The organism is Chloroflexus sp. (assembly GCF_034434295.1).
Taxonomy (GTDB): domain Bacteria; phylum Chloroflexota; class Chloroflexia; order Chloroflexales; family Chloroflexaceae; genus Chloroflexus.
In genome coordinates, this window is record NZ_DAOTZQ010000122.1 from 1 (window position 1) to 19636 (window position 19636).

The following is a 19636-nucleotide window of genomic DNA, read 5'->3' on the forward strand; positions in this document are numbered from 1 at the left end:
TTGTACTCCAGCCCAAACTCTTGCGCCGCCCGCAACGCACCGAGGTGGGCAAACTCATTAAAGGTGCCGTCATTCACTTTGCCCAGATCGGTAACCAATGCGATCCGGGGCTTGGAGGAATCTGTGGTGCCGGTTGTCGGTACGGCAGTTGGCGCAGTAGTCGGCGCCGTCGTTGCGGTAGGCTGAGCTGCCGGTTGACTGCCACACGCAGCGAGTAGCGGTACCAGAAGCGTGAAAAGTGCTACCAGCGTAAGTAGAGTCTTGCGCATGTTCCATTCTCCTGATCTACAACGATCGGATCCAATGAGAAGCGCCATGGGGGGCGACATGGCCATTCCCGGTTGGGACATCGACCGATGCCCGCAAACACATTGGATTGGCGCGATTATAGCACAAGTCGCGCAACCTTTTCTTTGCGACTGCGTATGTTATACTAAGAGCGGCACAGTGAAAGGTTTCCTGAATGATGTATCATCGCTTGATACAGTGCGCTTCACACGTTTTTGCGCTTCACACGTTTTAATGAGGTTCACGGTACCTAAACCCGTGAACTTTTGTTGTTTTATGGTCACTTAGCCCATAAGGAGGAGGTATGGCCTTACCGTTGGGGATTGTGCTGGGCTTGCTGGCGTGGTTTATTGTTCGCTACATCGCCTTTAGCTTTTACACGGTCGATCAAAACGAGCGTGCAGTGAAGACCATTTTGGGCCGGGCAGAGCGTCTGCCTGGCCCACCGGTAGAAGACCCCTTCGCTGAATACATGCGTCCCGAAGAGCGTGAGCGCTACCGCTATCCGCAGTTGCGGGTGATCCCGCCGGGTGGGCCATACTTTAAGTGGCCGTGGGAGCGGATTTATAAGGTTTCAATCGCGACCCAGACCATCAATATGGCACTCGATCTCGAAGATCCGCGAGCAAATCACGGTGGAACCCTGCTGGAAGCGGTTACAAAGGATCAGCTCAACGTCGGTCTGCGTGGTCAAATTCGCTATCGCGTTTCAGAACGTCACCTCTACGCCTACCTCTTCGGGGTGAAGAACCCGGTTGTGCATGTGATGGGCTACTTCATCTCGATCTTGCGTGAACGGATCGCCAATTTTGCGGCGCCAGCTACTGATACCGGCCAGTTGAGCATGGCAGCGGGTGATAGTGCTGATGTCAGTGGGGTTTCGATCAACGATCTGCGCAAGAATCTCCGCGATCTGAATGAACTGATGGATCGCGAGTGTATTTCCTCGGCGGCACGCTATGGCATCATTCTTGACGCATCGCTGATCACCGAGATTGATGCACCGCCGGAGGTAGAGGCGGCGATGGCAGCGATCAACACGGCGCACAACCAGGTCTCTTCAGATATAAGCCTGGCTCAGGCCGCCGCCGACCAGAAGATCGTGCAGTCGAAGCGGGCAGTGGAGATTGAGACTCTCAAGGCCCAGGCTGAAGTGGAACCGTTGCTGGCGCTGGCCGAACAGTTGCGCGCATTGAAGAGCAACGGTGGTCCTGATGTCCTGCAGGCCTATCTGCGGAATGTACGGCTTGGTCTCTATCAACAGGCTGAACGGGTAATCATGGAGGTAGAACAATGACCTTCGTGCTCTCAACGATTGTGGTGGCCTCGATCACCTTTGTTCTTGCATTTATTCTTGCCCCAACCTTTTTCGGTCTGCTCCGCCTGTTCGGCTTCTACACGATTGTGCAAGAGGGTACGTGCCACGTGTACACGCTCTTCGGGAGCGTGATTGGTGTCCTGCGTGAACCGGGGCTGGTGATTTTGCCTTTCCATTTGGGCGTCAATGCCTTCTTGATCAGCTTCTTTGGTCGTCGGTACGTGATCGATATGCGCCTCGATCAGCGCTATCTGCGCAGTCAGCCGGTCAATTCCGAAGAGGGTGCGCCGATGGGGATCGGGGTCTGGTACGAGATGTCGATAAGCGATCCGGTAGCCTATCTGTTTAAGAACGCCGATCCACAGGGTTCACTGGCTGCCAACGTCAGCAATGCGGTGGTACGCACCTTGAGCAACATGCCGTTGGCACAAATGCTGGAAAATCGCCATGCGATGAGCCAGGCAGTACGGGCTGAGGTTTCACCGAAGGCTTCTGAGTGGGGATACCGGTTGGGATCGGTGTACATTCGGAAAGTGCATTTCCGCGATCAGAACATGATCCGCCAGATCGAAGCGAAGGTTGTCAATCGGCTTCGTCAGGTTACGTCGGCAATCTTACAAGACGGTGCCAATCGGGTGAATATTATCACCAGTACTGCCGAACGAAAAGCTGCGATTGAATTTGCCCGTGCCAAGGCAGTGCGACCGCAGATTTTGGGGCAGGCGCTGGCCCGAATTGGGGCTGACCCTGAAGTACGTGATGCCCTGTTCACTATCCTCGAACTGCAAAACCTGACCGAAAGTAAGGCGCGAGTCACACTTGTTCCGGCGCAAGCTGAACAACGGATAATGCCCGCTCTAATGGCCGCGCAGGATAGTCGAAAATAGTTAATTACTGGAAGAACCTGCTGCCCGTCAGGCATTTTTGTAGCGGGCAGCAGGTGCATGGGTGGGTGATTGCCATCTGCCACCTCCGTTCCGGCTTTCTCTCCTCTACCTGAACCGGCAAACACGGTAGCCTGTTCTCCTGCGCCTTCTATTGTTGATGATTTTGATGGCTTTGTTCTGCCTGCATGGCCAGTGCTCGCAATTGCTCAAACAGCTCAATATTCAGGAGCACAGCCGATGGATACCCTTTCTGTGTAATCACGACCGGTTGTCCACTCACCTTTGCTCGCCGGATCAGCGCGGCCAGACTGGCTGCCGCCTGTGAGATGGGAACCACACCTCCCTGTAAGTCGATGTTGATCGAGCGTGCCATGTTTGTGCCCCTTTGTGATAGTGCCAGTAATGGTGTGATTGCATTGTAGCACGCTGCACTCAAACTGCATAGAGCAAAAATGAGGACAAAGGTAACCAGACAGGTTTTTTTCGTCTTCTTCCTGTGCCCATTCACGGTGGTGATTTTAGTTAGCCGATAGGGAATTACTCCTCTTAACCATCGAACTCCAGGCTTTTAGCATAGAAACGTCGGGTTAAACTTGCTCTCCAAACGTAGACAGAGCTTTAACAGTTTGCCAACGTCATTCTAACAATGGTTTGTTATGGTATAGCCAGGCTCGAATGAGAGCACGACCAGTGGAAACAAAACAATAGACAATAAAAAACGAGGATGCAAGGAGGACGACTATGACGAACCTGACCCGTTGGGATCCCTTCCGCGAGATGACTCAACTGCTTGACGACACCTTCTTCACCGGCTTCACCGGTGTGCTGCCCCGCAACGGCAGCCTGGTGCCGGCGCTCGATCTCAGCGAGACGGCTGATGCCTATCACATCGAGATGGCAGTGCCGGGCATGACCGCCGATCAACTGAACATTACCTTCGAGAACAACGTGCTTACGATTAGTGGCGAGATTACGCAGAGCAGTGATCGCAAAGAGCGCCAGTATCATGTCACCGAGCGCCGCTTCGGTCGCTTCAGCCGCAGCATTCGCCTGCCCAATCAGATCCATCCTGACCGGATTGAGGCCCGGCTTGAGAATGGCGTGCTGACGGTAACCGTACCGAAGGCTGAAGAGATCAAGCCGCGTAAGATCGCAGTCAACGTTGCCCAATAGTCGTCGCACCAGCATCACCGGTTGCAGCCGCAGCGCGTGAGGATTAGTTCCTTACGCGCTGTTCTGTTTTTCGGCTACGTAAATCGAGTACAATAGAAACATATCCCTTTGAATGGTGAAAAACGGCAATGGACGCCGGGCAAGCGGTGCCTTCACCGGCAAGGAGATGGCATGGACGAGATTAATGATGAGTTGTTGCAACAGGCCCATTACTGGATGCGCCTTACCCGTGCGCTTGATGACCGGGGTACGTTTCTGCACAAGCAGAGCAAAATTGTCGGTGGCTACTTTTCGCAAATCGGGCACGAGGCACTCAGTGTGGCAGCGGCACTGAGTCTGGGGCCACGCGATATTATTGCACCGATGCACCGCGATTTGGGTGCCTACCTGGTGCGTGGCTTAACCCCCAGACGTATTCTTGCTCAGTGGTTAGGGCGTGAGACCGGTGTGACCCGCGGACGTGACGCGAATCTGCACGGTATGGGTGATCTAAGCCTGGGCATTATTGGTTTTATCAGCCATTTGCCGGCTTCGACCGGCGTGATCACCGGTGTTGCTCACGCGATCAAGCTCAAAGGTGAACCACGGGTTGCTATGTGTTTTTTTGGTGATGGCAGTGCGTCACAAGGGCTGGCACACGAAGCGATGAATTGGGCGAGTGTCTTTAAGCTGCCGATGGTGATTATCTGCGAAAATAATCAGTACGCCTATTCAACCCCGCTGAGCCGGCAGATGGCAATCACAGATATTGCCCAGCGTGCAGCCGGTTACGCGATGCCGGGAGTGATTGTAGATGGCAACGATTTTACCGCAGTGTATCGCGCAACCAAAGAAGCGGTCGAACGGGCACGCGCTGGTGGTGGGCCGACATTCATCGAATGCAAGACGATGCGCATGCGTGGTCACGCCATTCACGACAATATGGCCTACGTGCCGAAAGAATTACTCGCCGAATGGGAAGCTCGCGACCCAATTGCCCGTATAGAGGAATTGTTGCGCAGCCGTGGTTTACTCGATGATGTAAAGCTGGCTGCCCTGTTGGCCAGGATCGAAGCCGAGCTTGATGAGGCACAGGCGTTTGCTGAAGCTTCACCGTATCCCGATCCGGCAACGCTGACCGACGGCGTCTATGCGTGAACCACGAGCAGGAGGCAGGCAATGACGTGGGATCAAGGTTTACATAAATCGACGACCGTCTTGAGTGACGATCAAGGGACACGTGAGCTGACCTATCTGGAGGCAATCCGGGCCGCACTGCGTTACGAGATGCAGCGTGATCCGCGCGTGCTGGTGATGGGTGAAGATATTGGTGTGTATGGTGGTGCATTTAAGGTAACCCAGGGCTTGATTGATGAATTTGGTGAGGATCGGGTGATCGATACCCCCATGACCGAACTGGCCATGCTCTACGCAGCGATTGGCATGTCGTTCGAGGGCTTCTTGCCGGTGGTCGAAATGCAATTCGCCGACTTCATCTCAACCGGTTTTGATGCTCTGGTGCAGTTTGCGGCGACCAACCATTTTCGCTGGCGTCAACCGGTACCGATCACGGTACGTGCCCCCGGTGGTGGTGGGTTGCGGGCCGGCCCTTTCCATTCGCAATCAAACGAAGCCTGGTTTATCCATACTCCCGGTCTAAAGGTCGTTGCCCCGGCAACTCCCGCTGACGCCTACGGTCTACTGCTCAGCGCCATTCGTGACCCCAATCCGGTGATCTACTACGAGACAAAGTACCTCTACCGCTCACTTAAAGGGATGGTACCGGAAGGCGATGCGCCGGTACCAATCGGTCAGGCAGCACTGCGGCGTACCGGTGAGGAGGTGAGCATTATTACTTACGGGGCGATGGTGCAAGAGGCATTGAGCGCAGCCCAGACGTTCGAACGGGAAGGTCATAGTGTAGAGGTGCTTGATCTGCGTACCCTCAAACCACTCGACGAAGAGGCTATTCTGACCACGGCGCGTAAAACCGGCAAGGTTTTGATTGTTCACGAAGCGAATCGTACCTGCGGCGTAGGTGGTGAGGTGGCTGCAATCATTGCTGAACGCGCCTTTGAGTACCTTGATGGGCCGATTATCCGTCTGGCCGCACCTGACACGCCGGTGCCGTACAGTCCACCACTTGAAGATGCCTACCGGCCCAATGCAACCAAAATTCTGGCCGCAGCCCGTGATCTGTTGGCGTATTAAGGCGGGTGGGGCAACTACTGCATACACCGCAGCAGATACGGTTTCCTGCTTGGATTACCTGTGGCGCATGGTCTGGCGTGCGGAGGCGTGGCTTCCGCATTGACACTTATTTCATAAATCTGTTGTCATCCAGGCTCATGGACGCTTGCCAATCACTGAAGCCTGCTTGTCCTCCTCCCGACACGTCGGCATGGCAGCGAACAGTGCTAGCGACCATCGATCGATGGCACCATCACCCGCTGGCTTGATTGCCTTGCCCGCGCATTATGCGCATGTCGCGACGTTTGGAGTGCGGCAGCCATGCTGCCGCACCAGCCGTGCTTCGTGTCAGGCGCGTGGCACGCCGTTCACCCTGCTGGTCACGGGGATGCTGTGTGTGCTCGTCACGATTATGCAGTCTGTATGTACTTAATGAGACAACTTCTGGTGTTAGAGAATACCATGAGCGCTATCCTGCGTAGCCTGGCCGCATTCATTCGTGAACGGTTACCGCAGACAATTACCGATTTGCTGAACTCGTTGCAGACTAACAGTCGTGATTGTGACTCAATCCCGATTGACGACCTCCGCCCTGCTCTGCAACGTTCTGTTGAGGCAATTTACATTGTCTTTTAGTCAAGATTCAGCCGGACATGCTCCGCACGCATGTCGACTCCATAACCCTAGTGAAACCGCTGCACCTCGCACCTGATCGTGAGTACGGTTGGCGCGGCAGCATAGCTGCCGCACGCCATAACACGCGACACGGAACTGAGAGCGCACCGGAGGCGCGCTCCCCACCTGCACCGGCTTGCGACAGCGGGAGTCATCCTGCACCGGCGATTCCCGCCCCCAGCGGAGGCGGGTCAGGGTGGGGGCGTGTCGCATATCACGGCTGGTCACAGCGCTAGCGTCCCTCGCATGCTACGCACCACCCTGGCACTGCACGTGCGTGCGATGGCCCTGAACCGGTTAGCGTGCCTGCAACAACCCATAAGCGGCCCTCTGGTCACATGCTGGTAATGGAACCATTGTCCTGGCATCCAGGTACCCACCTTCACCGCATGCAGCATAACTTATGGTATCCTACACATTCGGTACGACCTGCCCGAACGTCGTGGAGCACGTATGATAGCCCTTGCCGCCAATGTCCGTCTTTCACTGGCTCGTATTCCGATTGCGGTCTGGCGTATTCTGGCACACAGTTTCATTTTTGGTTTCGCCCTGAGTATCGCCGACATCCTGTTCAACTTCTACCTTGTCAGTCAGGGCTACACCATCAACGATGTTGGCTTGCTGTCAATGGTGAGCCGGGCAGCCGGAATGTTGATGGGATTGCCCATCGGCTGGTTGATTGATCGTTTAGGGCCGCAGCGGGCAATGATCACCGGTGTCGTTGTATTCGCATTGGGTTGGGTGGCGTTGTTGCAGGCGCCCTCGTTGCCATTGTTGATAACGGCGCAGTTTGTGGTTGGAGCCAGCTACCTGCTGGCGGCAACTGCGGTTACTCCCCTAATGGCACTGGTAACCACAGAGGGACAACGCCCGCTGGTCTTCGGCATGAATGCCTCAGCGACACTGATCGTCGGTCTGATTGGCAGTGCCATTGGGGGTGCGCTACCGATGCTGGCAGCAGGAGTTATTGTCGTCGATCCACAATCGACGGCGGCGTACCGTCTGGCACTTGTCTCGGTGATTGGGTTAAGTATTATCGCGCTGCTCCCGGTGCTTGCCCGCCTGCCGACGGTGGTCGAGACCAGCACTGTCGGTGATCTTGATGGGCAGTCAACGCGCCATTCATGGCTCACCCTGGTCTGGTTTGCGGTACCATCCCTGCTGCTCGGTATTGGTGGTGGTGCGATTCTGCCCTTCCAAAATCTCTTCTTTCGTGATCAGTTTGGACTGAGCGATGCCGGCGTTGGCCTGGCACTGGCCTTATCCTCACTGGGTGCCGGTATCGGCGCGCTAGTGGGTGCGCCGGTTGTTCGGCGGATCGGCTTGCAGCGTGGGGCGGCCCTGCTGCGTTTGGGCGCAACGCCGGCGATGCTCTTGATGCTTACACCGTGGCTACCGGCAGCGATCATCGGCTTCTTCGCCCGTGGCTTCTTCATCGCCGCCAGCTACCCAATGAATGATGCACTAGTGATGGGAGCAACACCACCGACCCAACGTGGTCTCGCAATGAGTTTAATGAGTCTGCTTTGGGCAGGGGGATGGCAATGTCGGCGGTCATTTGGGGTTGGATGGCCCCACTCTTCGGGTATGGGCCGCAGATTATCGCGGCGGCAGTTGCATACGCTTTGTCGGCTTTTGTGATCTGGAGCCTGCGCCTGCCACGGAGCGCAGCGCAGCCCACTGCATAGGAGCAGGTTATGGTATGGGATTCAAACTGGCTGGATCGACCTGTAGCGCTAGTTGGTTTGAGCGGATGTGGCAAGTCAACCCTGGCCCGGCTGCTGGCGCGCGCCTTAAGCTGGCCCTGGTACGATACCGACGCGGCGATTGCTGCGGCAGCCGGTATGAGTGTGGCCGATCTGTTTCAGACCTATGGCGAGGCCGAGTTTCGCCTGCGCGAGACAGCCGCGCTGGCCGAAGCACTGCATGAAGCGCAGGTGATCGCTACCGGCGGTGGCATTATCTTGCAGCCGGAAAACCGACGTATGCTGCGCGAACAGGCGACGGTGATCTGGCTGGATGCTGCGGATACGACGATCCTGACCCGGCTGGCTGCCGATGCCGAACAACGTCCATTGTTGCGCGGCGATGCCGCAGCGCGACTGGCCGAATTACGTGCGCTACGCACACCACTGTATGCTGAAGTGGCTGATTTAATCATTGCCACCGATGGGAAAACACCGCTTGAACTGGTGCAGCAGGTGATAGCGGCGCTTCGTCAGGGGCGATAGAGCAGGTTAACAATTTGACATAATAACATCCAGGGTAGACAACCTCAGTCAGGTGTCTGCCCTGGATGCAGATTCAGCGACGTCCTTTTCAGCCGCGGCGGAAGACGAACGTCCCGTTCTCGACATCAACCACAATCGTGCTGCCCTCCGGGAAGGCCCCCTGGAGCAATTGTAGTGCCAGCGGGTTCTGGATGCGTTGCTGGATGACCCGCTTGAGCGGACGGGCACCGTAGACCGGATCATAGCCTTCGGCGGCCAGTTGGGCACGGGCTACGTCGGTCAGCACTAGATTGAGCTTACGGTCGACCAACAGTTTGCGCAACCGGTTGAGCTGAATCTCAACGATCCGGTCAATGTGTTCGCGGCTAAGCGGCGAAAAGACGATCACCTCGTCGATCCGGTTCAAGAACTCTGGGCGGAGCACACCCCGCAATTCTTCCATCACCGCCGCCCGGATTTCGCTTTGACCAGCGCCGGTGCGCGTCAATTCCTGAATCGTCGTGCTGGCAATATTGCTGGTCATGATGATAACCGTGTTCTTGAAGTTGACGATCCGGCCCTGACCGTCGGTAAGGCGGCCATCATCGAGCACTTGCAGCAAGACATTGAAGACATCGGGATGCGCCTTCTCTATTTCATCGAACAGAACGACGCTATAGGGTTTGCGCCGCACCGCCTCGGTCAATTGACCACCCTCGTCGTAGCCAACATAGCCGGGGGGCGCACCGATCAGTCGGGCAACGGAGTGTTTCTCCATATACTCGGACATATCGATCCGGATCATCGCCTGCTCGTCGTCGAAAAGGAACTCGGCCAGCGCCCGGGCCAGCTCAGTTTTACCTACACCGGTTGGGCCAAGGAAGAGGAAGCTACCCAACGGACGGTTCGGGTCTTGTAGGCCGGCACGCGCACGCCGTACTGCGTTCGAGACGGCAATCACGGCTTCATCCTGACCGACTACCCGCTGATGCAGGCGCTCTTCCATATGCACCAGCTTCTCCAGCTCACCTTCGAGGAGCTTCGTGACCGGAATACCCGTCCACTTCGAGATGATCTCGGCGATGTCGGTTTCGGTCACTTCCTGGCGCAACAAGCGGCTCTGGCTACCAAGTTGAGCTTCGGCGGCCTGCAATTCGCGCTCCAGGCTGACCAGAGTACCGTATTGCAACTCAGCCGCTTTGTTATAGTCGTACTGCCGTTGAGCCTGCTCGATAGCAGCGCGCGTCTGTTCGATCTTCTCTTTGAGCTGTTGGATACGCTCAAGTTCCTGTCGTTCGCGCTGAATCTGCGCTTCGAGCGCACTGCGCTGCTCGCGCAAATTGGCAAGCTCCTGCTCTAGCTTCTCCAGTCGCTCTTTGCTGGCCTGATCTTTCTCCTTGCGCAGCGCTTCACGCTCAATTTCTAATTGCATAATGCGCCGCTTGAGATCGTCAAGCTCTTGCGGATCGGAGGTAATCTCCATGCGCAGACGGGCCGCTGCTTCATCAATCAGGTCAATGGCTTTGTCAGGCAGGAACCGATCCGAGATGTAGCGATCCGAGAGCATTGCCGCCGCGATCAGTGCACCGTCAGTAATGCGCACACCGTGATGGGTCTCGTAGCGCTCTTTCAGGCCACGCAAGATCGAGATCGTGTCTTCAACCGAGGGTGGATCAACCATCACCGGTTGGAAGCGTCGCTCAAGCGCGGCATCTTTCTCGATGTGCTTCCGATACTCATCGAGAGTGGTTGCGCCAACCATGTGCAGCTCACCGCGAGCCAGCATTGGCTTCAGCATATTCCCGGCATCCATTGCCCCTTCAGCGGCACCGGCACCGACCACGGTATGCAGCTCGTCGACGAACAGAATAATATCGTCGCGCTCCTGTATCTCTTTAAGAACTGCTTTCAACCGCTCTTCAAACTCACCCCGATATTTAGCGCCGGCAATCAGGGCGCCTAGATCAAGTGCAATCACCCGTTTATTCTTGAGTGCTTCCGGCACATCACCGCGTACAATGCGCTGAGCCAGTCCCTCTACGATAGCCGTCTTACCGACACCCGGCTCACCGATCAGCACCGGATTGTTCTTCGTGCGCCGTGAGAGAATCTGGATCACACGCCGAATCTCTTCATCACGTCCGATCACGGGGTCAAGTTTATTCCGCGCGGCCAGCTCTGTCAGATCACGTCCGTACTGTTCCAGCGCCGCATAGGTGCCTTCGGGCGTCGGGCTGGTAACGCGCTGAGCACCTCGAACTTCGCGCAGCGCCATCAACAGCTTATCACGGGTCAGACCGGCCTGTTTGAGCACTCGTTCGGCACCGCCGCCGGCATGATCGAGAATCGCCAGCAAAAGATGCTCGGTACTGACATATTCATCACCGAATTGAGCCAGCTCATCGTGGGCTTTGATCAACACGGTGCGGAGCCGCGATCCGAGTTGTACCTGAACGCCACCGCCACTCATCCGCGGGAAGCGGCTAATCTCATTGTTAATCTGTTGCTTCAAAGCGCCAACCGGCAGATTCAGCTTCGCCAGAACCTGGGGGACAACACCGTCACTCTGGTCGAGCAGCGCATAGAGCAGGTGTTCCGGTTGAACTTCCGCATTGCCGAGCCGCTCGGCTGCTGCCTGTGCTGCGGCAATGGCCTCGTATGATTTTTGCGTAAAACGATTTGTATTGAAGGACATACGTCCACCTCCTTAACCATTTTTGCTGATGTTACTGTAGCATTGCGGTATCTGTCGTGCGATAGTGCAATATTAACGTTCTATTGGAAATCTCAGAATTGTGCGTTACTTTTGCCCCTGATTTACGGTTTCATATATGACGACACGTACAGAGCAAAGGGGGCAACCGTGGACGATCAATTTATTCCTGCATTACCGTGGTATCGCCAACCGCAACGGTTGATCGCGATTGTGTGCGCGGTCATTGGGGGACTGTTAATTGCCTTTGGGCCAGAGATGCGGTTCATCATCGCGCCTGACGAAGCACCTGCGGTCCTCGATGATCAGATGCTGACGCTGCCAACCCCTACCGTCGCTTTAGCAGTCGTCTACGTTTCAGGGGCAGTTGCTGCGCCTGATGTCTACCGGCTACCGCTCAACGCACGGGTGATTGACGTGTTACAGGCGGCGGGTGGTCTGACCGACCAGGCAGACATCAGCGGTCTCAATCTAGCTGCTATCGTTCGCGACGGCGAACATATCCGGGTGCCGTTTGCGGGTGAAGCTGTTGCGATACCGGCGGCCTATGCGCAGCAGACAGGATTGCTTGATCTTAATCGCGCAAGTGCTGCCGATCTCGAAGAACTACCCGGTGTTGGTGCAACACTGGCTGCCCGCATTATTGAACGGCGTGAAACGCAAGGCCCTTACCGCAGTGTGGAAGAACTGCGGGAAGTGAGCGGGATTGGTGAGAAACTCTTTGCCCAGATTGCGCCGCTTGTCACAATCGGCCCGTAGGCAACTATTGCGTTTACAACCTTGCACAAAATAGCATAGTAGCATATACTCGCAGTGACACACAGGTGATGGGCGGCGATGCCGGGCATACCTGCTGCCGGCAAGATAGTAGTGCAAGTGCCTGTTGAGGTGTTGAGCGGATCAATGTAAGGTGGTTTTGACACAGATGTCTTGCTACACGCTCCTACTTCTACTCATCGTGCCGACGATTGCAACGAGTATCTGCAAGTCCGGCATCTGCTCAACCAACCTTGTGCAGCAGATGATGGAGCCTGTAAAGGCACATAGCGTGAAAAGCGGAGGTATATGCGTCGCACAAAGATTGTTGCCACTCTAGGGCCGGCGACCAGCACTCCTGAACGGATCGCCGGACTGATTCGGGCCGGTATGAACGTTGCTCGGCTCAACTTCTCGCATGGCACCCATGCCGAGCACGCAGCACGGATTGCAATGGTGCGACGGGCAGCGGCGGAGGCTGGACGACATGTAGCTATTCTGCAGGACTTGCAAGGCCCGAAGATCCGTACCGGGCCACTTGAAAATGGGCAACCGGTTGAGCTGGTTGCCGGACAGCGGTTTGTGATTACAACTGAGCCGATCATTGGCGATGCGCATCGAGTCAGTACCACCTATCGTGCACTGCCACTCGATGTTCGTCCGCGGGATCGGATTCTCCTCTCAGATGGCCTGATTGAACTGGTTGTGACCGGCCATACCGACACCGAAGTGGAAACGGAGGTTGTTCACGGTGGTCGACTCCGCGAACATCAAGGGATTAACCTGCCGGGAGTGCGGGTTAGCGCTCCGGCTGCAACCGAAAAAGACCTGGCCGATCTGGCGTTTGGCCTCGAACAGGGAGTAGATTATGTCGCACTCTCGTTTGTTCGGCGCGCCAGTGATGTGCGTGAGGTGAAGGAGTTTATCCGGCGGGCGGGTAAACAAACGCCGGTCATCGCCAAGATCGAGCGACCGGAGGCGCTTGACGTGTTGCCAGAGATTCTGGCTGAAGCTGACGGGATCATGGTGGCGCGTGGTGATCTGGGCGTCGAGATGCCACCAGAGCGGGTGCCGATTGTGCAGAAACAGATTATTGCCGCCGCCAATCAGGCGCTGCTTCCGGTCATTACGGCGACCCAGATGCTTGAGTCGATGATCCATAACCCGCGACCGACACGGGCTGAGGCCAGTGATGTGGCGAATGCCATCATTGACGGAACTGATGCCGTTATGCTCAGTGGCGAAACCGCTGCCGGGGCCTATCCGATAGAAGCGGTACAGATGATGGCATTAATTGCTGATGCGGTTGAAGCCTCGTATACCGGTGGGCAGCATTCGACAACGCCGAGGTGGTCGATTGCGCCGGCGCAATCGACGCCGCTTGCCATTGCCGCAGCAGCATGCACAATCGCCAATTCATTGCCGGTACGTTTCATTGTCGTTCTTACTCAAAGCGGTGCAAGTGCACGTCTGGTTTCGCACTACCGGCCTGACGTACCAATTCTGGCTTTCTGTCCCAGTGAGGAGACCGCCCGCCGTACCAGTCTCTACTGGGGTGTCACCCCTGTTGTGATCGAGGCGCGTGATCGACTCGACGAACTTGAACAACAGATTGTGCGCATGATGCGCGAAACCGGAATGGTGCGTAAAGGCGATTTGATTGTACTGAGCGGTGGCCATCCGGTGTACCGCTACGGGCCGACCAATTTCCTAAAAGTGATCACGATAGAGTAGGGTGAGTCGTGGAAATCGTGTGAGGTCGGGTAATAGTGTTCAGTGTCCCATAGAGTGATCGCCGGATAGCCTGAACACACCGATCAGGCCTATCGAGGACAAGACCCCCGGCCACGACAGGGAACTGCACGCAATGTAAGCTGGTCAAGGTACCCTTGCCAGACGGTCACAACAGAAGAACGGTGAGTGCGGAAGCGCGGCTTCCGCACTCCAAACACACCATACGTGCACCCAGGGCGTAAAAGCAGGGATTATCGAGAAAACACGTTGCTATTTCTCTGGAACCTATTTCAAAAAGCATTTACTAGAACCTGTTTCAAAAAACATCTCCTATGAAGGTAGCTCATTCATTGCCGCCTGATTCTATGTTCGTGACGAGCACACCCGGCATCCGCGTGACCAGCCGGGTCAACGACGTGACACGCGCCATATCGTGTGTACGGCTGGCGTGGCAGCATGGCTGCCGCACGCCAAACGACGCCACACGCGGATGATGAGCGAACAAGGCAACCCATCCAGCGCGTGATGGCACCGGAGATGGTTATTAGAGCGCGATAGTACAGCTTTTTATGAAATAGGTTCCAGAAGTGATTCATCACTGAACGACTCCGTGATTGTGTCAACGGCGTGACGTGCGCCGGATCGCAAGCGCGGCTGCTGCGGCAGCATGGTTGTCGCACTTCAAACGCTGCGACACGCGCATAACGAGCTAGTAAGACAACCAATCCAACGTCTAATTGGACTGGAGATAGGCGTCAGCCATCCTCGCTGCCATACCAGCAGCCTGAAAGCAGGATATGCTGTCGTTGGCGGTTGGCGAGCCTTCGTACACCTGTGCAGCAGTCTGGATGCATAACAGCATAGCTTTAATGAAACAAGTTAATGAAACAAGTTCTACTTGCTATCTCCTATTTCCTAATCTTCTATCTTCTGCTCATCATGCATCTTTCCGACCAATATCACACGTCATGCTTACACCTGATGGGTCACGAAACAATCAAAGCGTACATCCTTGACAGTCATCATATCGGGTGTTACGCTGTAGCAAAGAACAGACCATGTCAGGCGTGAAGACCATGCGAATTGTCTCGCTGCTACCAGGAACAACCGAAATTGTCTGTGCGTTAGGTCTCGCTGACCATCTGGTAGCTGTGACCCACGAATGTGATTATCCGCCGGAGGTGAAAGGACTACCGGTTGTAACACGGAGCCTGCTCGACGAACCAGAAACCGCTTCCTCGTCCGAGATTGATGCGGCTGTACGTGAACGTGCTCGCAATGAACTATCGATCTATGAGCTTGACATGGAGTTGTTATCATCGTTACAGCCCGACATTATCTTGACGCAGGCGTTGTGTGATGTCTGTGCTGTACCGCTACATCAGGTCGAAGCCAGCCTGGTTAACCCGGCGATCCAGGTGCTTTCATTTGAACCGGTTGATCTGGCCGGTATTTTTGGTTCGATCAAAGCGATTGGGCGTGCGTTGGGTGTGGCTGAACGAGCCGAAAATCTCGTCAACGAACTCACAGCGCGGGTTGAGCGAGTGAAGACATTGGCAGCGAAGGCAACTTCACGGCCACGGGTGGTTTGTATCGAATGGCTTGATCCGGTTTTCGGTCCTGGCCACTGGGTGCCCGAAATGGTAGCAATTGCAGGTGGTCAGCCACTCCTTGGTACGGCTGGCGGACGTTCGCGACGGATCATCTGGACTGATGTGATTGCCAGTGCGCCTGAAGTATTGATTGTGATGCCGTGTGGATTTACCCTTGAGCGAACGATTGCTGAAGCGCGCGCTATTCTCCCGCAACGAGCTGGCTGGGATGCGCTACCGGCGGTACGAATGGGAAGGGTCTTTGCGGTAGATGGCAACGCCTACTTTAGCCGACCCGGACCGCGGATCGTTGACAGTCTGGAATTACTGGCTTCCATAATCCATCCCGAACTGTTTGCCGGTTGGGGACCGACAGGAGCGAGTGCTGTTATATAGTGAGCATTGATCGATCCATCACGTTTACACATCACGACGAGAGGGAATTATGGCATCACCAAAAATCACAATTGCGCGAGCCTTGCGAATACTGGCTACAGAAGTAGACAAACCAATGCGCATTGCGCAACTGTGTGATGTAATCAATGAGCGATGGTCGATCCGTTTTGCAGCCGACTCCGTGCGTTCCTATCTCAAGGATGATTATGCCAATCTTGGGTGGTTACGAATTAACCAGCTTCAATACCTGCCGCTGCGGGTAGCGCTTGAAGGAGTACAGTTTCGTTGCTGGCCAAACCAGCAACATATTGAAAGTGGTTCGATACCTCTCATGCTTTTATATCCTTTCGTGTCTCGTGTTGAGGATTTGATAACACGTATTTACGATGAGGAAAAGAAAACGTTAGCAGTTATCCGCCTTCAGGATGATTTTTATAGTTATCATGTTATTAAACTTCACAAATGGTTTCAAAAGCGAAATTTTGCTCCAGGCGATAGTATTATTGTAAAGATACACTATCAACAGATCGGTGATCAACTCGAACAACATTTGCACTTTACCTATGAACGTGCGGCTGACTTTCGCGCTCAGGCAGTCATTGACCAGGAGCGTGAATTGGTTGAGGCGGCAGTTGAACAGTACAGAAAACTCGGTCGTAATGAGCCTACACCCTCTGATCAAATTGTGTTATCGGCTATTGCCGGTATGCCGTGGCGAACGTCGTACCCTGGTCGACCGTGGCAACATTTATTGCATGCAGATGGTCGTCTGGCGTTGATCTTCGATGGCCTGCTTATTCAGTCTACCGGATTGCAGGTGCCTTCAGGCGGGCCGTTACATCAACCGGCGACAATGAACAGTGACATTGCTACACGACGGTCACAGCCGCCGGTTAATCCAAAACCGGCTATTCCTTCATCTGCTGCGGCGTCGTGGAAGGCAACTGCCCCATCGCCTGCTGATCAGCGTGCAAAAATACTGGCAGAAATTACTGCATTACAACAAGAGATTCAGCATTCGCGCGAACAGGATAGGCAAGCCGGAATCTGGAATGGCATACTGACCAACCGTTCACGGGAAGCGGATCTGAAAGAGGAAGAAGATGTCCTGATGGCAGAATTGGACGATCTTGTCAACGACATCTTCTTTGAATGGCAGGATTCCATGCTGCGTGAAGCTGATCGGATCAGTGCGCGATTAAATGAAGTGCTACCGTTAGAAGTAAAACGAAGACTGGCTCAAGCCGAACCGGAAGAAGTGGAAGGTATCTTGAGCGAACAACTGCTGTATCTGTTTCAAAAGGCACCTGATCTCTTTCCCAGGATAGACTTGCCGACATCTTCATTGCCAAAGTCGGTTGATACATCATTCAATCAACAGCAAAATCTTGAGGAAGTGGGCTTTGAGATAAGCGATGATTGGGATGATGATTTTTGGGATACAGAATTTGATGAAGATGATGTGGAAGATGAGATGGAAGATGATAGATACTTTCAATTGATTGATCAAAGTCTGACATTGATCAATCTGTACATAGATTATTTACAAGAGACTGGTAAAAAATTGTCAACTGCTCGCAACTATGCAAGGCCCCCGCGCCTTTATGCTGATTTTCTGGCATCATTCTACGACCGCTCTCTGGATCAAGGTGATTACGCAACGCTTGATGAGTTTTTGTTTTATTATTACCCTTATCATTACGCTTACAGCTCAGGGAGCGAGGTGCGTGAGATTTGCATAGCGCTTAAACGATTCTATACTTTTCTCAAAGAACGTGGTCTGATTGACAGTGACCAGTTTGCTGAAGCGATGTGGCAACGGCGGTTTCAGGCAGCAAAACTCGCTAACCTGTACAGGCAACTGGCAGATAAATATGCCGATCAGACTGATCTACTAGAGCAACTGTTTACACCCTACTTCTACAAACATTGACACGTGGCTGGTATTGGTGATCTTAATCTAATCCAGGTTGCTACCTTTGTCACCACAGAGACACGGAGGACACAGAGGAAGGGTATTACCCGCGTTGCTGCCTTGAGGCGTGACGTAGCGCGTCCGTAGGAACTGACTGCTACCCATATCGTTCATGCGGTTGCACTGTACGATCTTACGCACCACGTCGTGCTATGCATCCTGGCAGCCAGCCTCTGTTGCCTGCTCACAGCATGAAGCAACTAGAGTTATCTCCTCTGTCCTCTCTCCTCTGTCCTATCTCCTACCCCCTACCCCGCTTGCTGCGGCGCAACTTCTTTCGTCGTAGTTAGCTCTTCACGCTGTTCGCGCTTACGGCGCAGATCATCGGGACTATGCGAAGGGGCTAGAAATGTCACTGCCAGCGCCAGCAGTGCGAACAGCAGCGGCGCGGCAAAGACCGCGGTCAGCGCAGCCGCCAGTGCCAGCCGCGGCTCGCCGGCAAGGGTCATTGCGGTCGCCCCCTCACCGATCAGGGCCTCAACCGGAACAGCATCGGCTTGTAAGCCACGTGCCGCCAGCTCTGCACTCAACCGGTTTGTTAGCAAAGTACCCAGCACAGCTACTCCAATCGTCCCGCCAATCGTGCGCGAAAACTGCAAACTCGCAGTTGCCGCTCCCAACACGTTACGGGCTACCGTGCTCTGCACTGCAATCAAAAACGAGGGAATGCTGGCGCCCATGCCAATCCCCATTAACCCCAGCGCAATTGCCAGCTCAAGCCGACTCATATCGGGTCGTAACCGGGCCATAAGTATGGCACCTGCTACAAACATGACCATCCCGCCAATCGTGAGCGTGCGATAGCTCAGGCGCAACAACAGACGGCCACCGATAATGCTGGTAAAGACCCATCCCAGCATCAGCGGCGTCAGGGTTGTGCCAGCCTCGGTTGCGCTTGTACCCAGTACCCCCTGGGCGAAGAGTGGCACGTAGTTCATGCTACCGAACAGCACACCGCCAGCCAGAATGCCATGGAGACAGGCAATCGCAAATGTGCGATCACGCAACAGGTGAAACGGGAGGATTGGTGCTGGTGCCCGAAGTTCAACCATCACCAGCAAGGCCAGCGTTGCCACGGCAGCGCTTAACATAAGGATACCGCCAGACGTCGTTGGCTGATCGAGACCAAGCAGAAGCAGGATTATCCCGATGCTCAACAACAATGCACCGGCAATATCGATGGGTGGTCGTTTGGCGTTTGAACGTACCGGATCACGCCACGCTATCCAGACCAGTGCCGCAGCGATAGCCGCCGGAGGGAGGTTAATCCAAAACACCCAGTGCCATGAAATCTGATCAACCAGAAACCCACCGATCAGTGGGCCAATGACCGAGCTGATACCCCATACCCCTGAAAAAAGCCCCTGCACCTTTGCCCGCTGGTCAAGCGTGAAAATATCACCGACGATGATAAAGGCCAGCGGGAGCAGCCCACCGGCGCCCAACCCCTGGAGTGCGCGTGCGGCAATCAGCATAGGCATTGTAGTTGCCAACCCACACAAGAGTGAACCCAGGCTAAAGATAGCGATTGCTGCCATATAGACCGGCCTGCGTCCGAAGAGGTCTGACAGACGACCGAAAATGGGGCCGGCGGTTGTGCTGGTCAGCATATAAATGGCGAATACCCAGCTAAAACTCTCAATGTCACCCAAATCGCGCACAATGCCCGGCATGGCTGTAGCGATAACGGTCGACTCCATCGAAGCCATAAACAGGCTCATCATCACGCCCATCGTGATCAGGATAGTGT

The 19636-nt window shown here is 54.9% G+C and carries 15 protein-coding genes and 1 pseudogene; 12 read left to right on the plus strand and 4 right to left on the minus strand.

The genetic code is table 11. From position 1 onward, the window contains the following. Positions 1-269, minus strand: a pseudogene (locus VAE57_RS16145) (BMP family ABC transporter substrate-binding protein); the annotation flags it as partial. 323 nt (positions 270-592) lie between these two features. On the opposite strand from VAE57_RS16145, the gene VAE57_RS16150 reads away from it, so the two are divergent. Together VAE57_RS16150 and VAE57_RS16155 are read left to right on the plus strand one after the other, a co-directional pair. Next, complete coding sequence (locus VAE57_RS16150) at positions 593-1585, plus strand: SPFH domain-containing protein (protein ID WP_322822886.1); 993 nt, start codon at positions 593-595, stop codon at positions 1583-1585. Further along, positions 1582-2493 carry an SPFH domain-containing protein gene (locus tag VAE57_RS16155; RefSeq protein ID WP_322822887.1) on the plus strand — a complete coding sequence of 304 codons (912 nt, stop codon included), beginning with the start codon at positions 1582-1584 and terminating at the stop codon, positions 2491-2493. The genes VAE57_RS16150 and VAE57_RS16155 overlap by 4 nt, the downstream gene beginning before the upstream one ends. Positions 2494-2641: 148 nt before the next feature. Here VAE57_RS16155 and VAE57_RS16160 read toward each other — a convergent pair whose 3' ends face one another. Further along, a complete protein-coding gene (locus VAE57_RS16160; RefSeq protein WP_322822888.1) occupies positions 2642-2866 on the minus strand; it encodes a type II toxin-antitoxin system prevent-host-death family antitoxin in 225 nt (74 codons plus the stop codon). A 368-nt stretch (positions 2867-3234) separates the two neighbouring features. Between VAE57_RS16160 and VAE57_RS16165 the strand changes: the two genes are divergently transcribed. The 6 genes from VAE57_RS16165 (at position 3235) to VAE57_RS16190 (ending at position 8741) form a co-directional block, all read left to right on the plus strand. After that, positions 3235-3666 carry an Hsp20/alpha crystallin family protein gene (locus VAE57_RS16165; protein WP_012258972.1) on the plus strand — a complete coding sequence of 144 codons (432 nt, stop codon included), beginning with the start codon at positions 3235-3237 and terminating at the stop codon, positions 3664-3666. A 171-nt stretch (positions 3667-3837) separates the two neighbouring features. Continuing rightward, positions 3838-4803: a thiamine pyrophosphate-dependent dehydrogenase E1 component subunit alpha gene (locus tag VAE57_RS16170; RefSeq protein WP_322822889.1), complete on the plus strand. Its 966-nt coding sequence runs from the start codon at positions 3838-3840 to the stop codon at positions 4801-4803. A 21-nt stretch (positions 4804-4824) separates the two neighbouring features. Further along, a complete protein-coding gene (locus tag VAE57_RS16175; protein ID WP_322822890.1) occupies positions 4825-5856 on the plus strand; it encodes an alpha-ketoacid dehydrogenase subunit beta in 1032 nt (343 codons plus the stop codon). Between the two features lie 441 nt (positions 5857-6297). Then, positions 6298-6471 (plus strand): hypothetical protein, encoded by a 174-nt coding sequence (locus VAE57_RS16180; RefSeq protein WP_322822891.1) that lies wholly within the window; start codon positions 6298-6300, stop codon positions 6469-6471. A 492-nt stretch (positions 6472-6963) separates the two neighbouring features. Next, entirely contained in the window at positions 6964-8151 is a 1188-nt protein-coding gene (locus VAE57_RS16185) for an MFS transporter (RefSeq protein ID WP_322822892.1), read from the plus strand. Positions 8152-8207: 56 nt separating this feature from the next. Continuing rightward, a complete protein-coding gene (locus tag VAE57_RS16190; protein ID WP_322822893.1) occupies positions 8208-8741 on the plus strand; it encodes a shikimate kinase in 534 nt (177 codons plus the stop codon). 88 nt (positions 8742-8829) lie between these two features. Here VAE57_RS16190 and clpB read toward each other — a convergent pair whose 3' ends face one another. After that, positions 8830-11415, minus strand: a complete 2586-nt coding sequence (gene clpB / locus VAE57_RS16195) for an ATP-dependent chaperone ClpB (RefSeq protein ID WP_322822894.1) — start codon at positions 11413-11415, stop codon at positions 8830-8832. A 168-nt stretch (positions 11416-11583) separates the two neighbouring features. Here clpB and VAE57_RS16200 point away from each other — a divergent pair, with 168 nt between their 5' ends. From VAE57_RS16200 to VAE57_RS16215, 4 genes are all read left to right on the plus strand, one after another. Continuing rightward, positions 11584-12192 (plus strand): ComEA family DNA-binding protein, encoded by a 609-nt coding sequence (locus tag VAE57_RS16200; RefSeq protein WP_322822895.1) that lies wholly within the window; start codon positions 11584-11586, stop codon positions 12190-12192. Between the two features lie 306 nt (positions 12193-12498). Then, entirely contained in the window at positions 12499-13923 is a 1425-nt protein-coding gene (pyk, locus tag VAE57_RS16205) for a pyruvate kinase (RefSeq protein ID WP_322822896.1), read from the plus strand. Between the two features lie 1058 nt (positions 13924-14981). Next, positions 14982-15911, plus strand: coding sequence for a cobalamin-binding protein (locus VAE57_RS16210; RefSeq protein ID WP_322822897.1), 930 nt, complete (start codon positions 14982-14984; stop codon positions 15909-15911). A 49-nt stretch (positions 15912-15960) separates the two neighbouring features. Continuing rightward, complete coding sequence (locus VAE57_RS16215; RefSeq protein WP_322822898.1) at positions 15961-17844, plus strand: hypothetical protein; 1884 nt, start codon at positions 15961-15963, stop codon at positions 17842-17844. Positions 17845-18134: 290 nt separating this feature from the next. Here the strand turns inward: VAE57_RS16215 and VAE57_RS16220 are convergent. Next, on the minus strand, positions 18135-19636 hold a 1502-nt coding region (locus tag VAE57_RS16220), incomplete at its 5' end, for an MDR family MFS transporter (protein ID WP_322822899.1).

Excerpts from the sequence above, each read along its gene's own strand:
- VAE57_RS16180 (WP_322822891.1), top strand. The coding sequence starts at position 6,298 with ATGAGCGCTATCCTGCGTAGCCTGGCCGCATTCATTCGTGAACGGTTA.
- VAE57_RS16170 (WP_322822889.1), top strand. The coding sequence starts at position 3,838 with ATGGACGAGATTAATGATGAGTTGTTGCAACAGGCCCATTACTGGATG.
- VAE57_RS16160 (WP_322822888.1), bottom strand. The coding sequence starts at position 2,866 with ATGGCACGCTCGATCAACATCGACTTACAGGGAGGTGTGGTTCCCATC.
- VAE57_RS16150 (WP_322822886.1), top strand. The coding sequence starts at position 593 with ATGGCCTTACCGTTGGGGATTGTGCTGGGCTTGCTGGCGTGGTTTATT.
- VAE57_RS16155 (WP_322822887.1), top strand. The coding sequence starts at position 1,582 with ATGACCTTCGTGCTCTCAACGATTGTGGTGGCCTCGATCACCTTTGTT.
- pyk (WP_322822896.1), top strand. The coding sequence starts at position 12,499 with ATGCGTCGCACAAAGATTGTTGCCACTCTAGGGCCGGCGACCAGCACT.
- VAE57_RS16215 (WP_322822898.1), top strand. The coding sequence starts at position 15,961 with ATGGCATCACCAAAAATCACAATTGCGCGAGCCTTGCGAATACTGGCT.
- VAE57_RS16210 (WP_322822897.1), top strand. The coding sequence starts at position 14,982 with ATGTCAGGCGTGAAGACCATGCGAATTGTCTCGCTGCTACCAGGAACA.
- VAE57_RS16165 (WP_012258972.1), top strand. The coding sequence starts at position 3,235 with ATGACGAACCTGACCCGTTGGGATCCCTTCCGCGAGATGACTCAACTG.
- clpB (WP_322822894.1), bottom strand. The coding sequence starts at position 11,415 with ATGTCCTTCAATACAAATCGTTTTACGCAAAAATCATACGAGGCCATT.
- VAE57_RS16185 (WP_322822892.1), top strand. The coding sequence starts at position 6,964 with ATGATAGCCCTTGCCGCCAATGTCCGTCTTTCACTGGCTCGTATTCCG.
- VAE57_RS16190 (WP_322822893.1), top strand. The coding sequence starts at position 8,208 with ATGGTATGGGATTCAAACTGGCTGGATCGACCTGTAGCGCTAGTTGGT.
- VAE57_RS16175 (WP_322822890.1), top strand. The coding sequence starts at position 4,825 with ATGACGTGGGATCAAGGTTTACATAAATCGACGACCGTCTTGAGTGAC.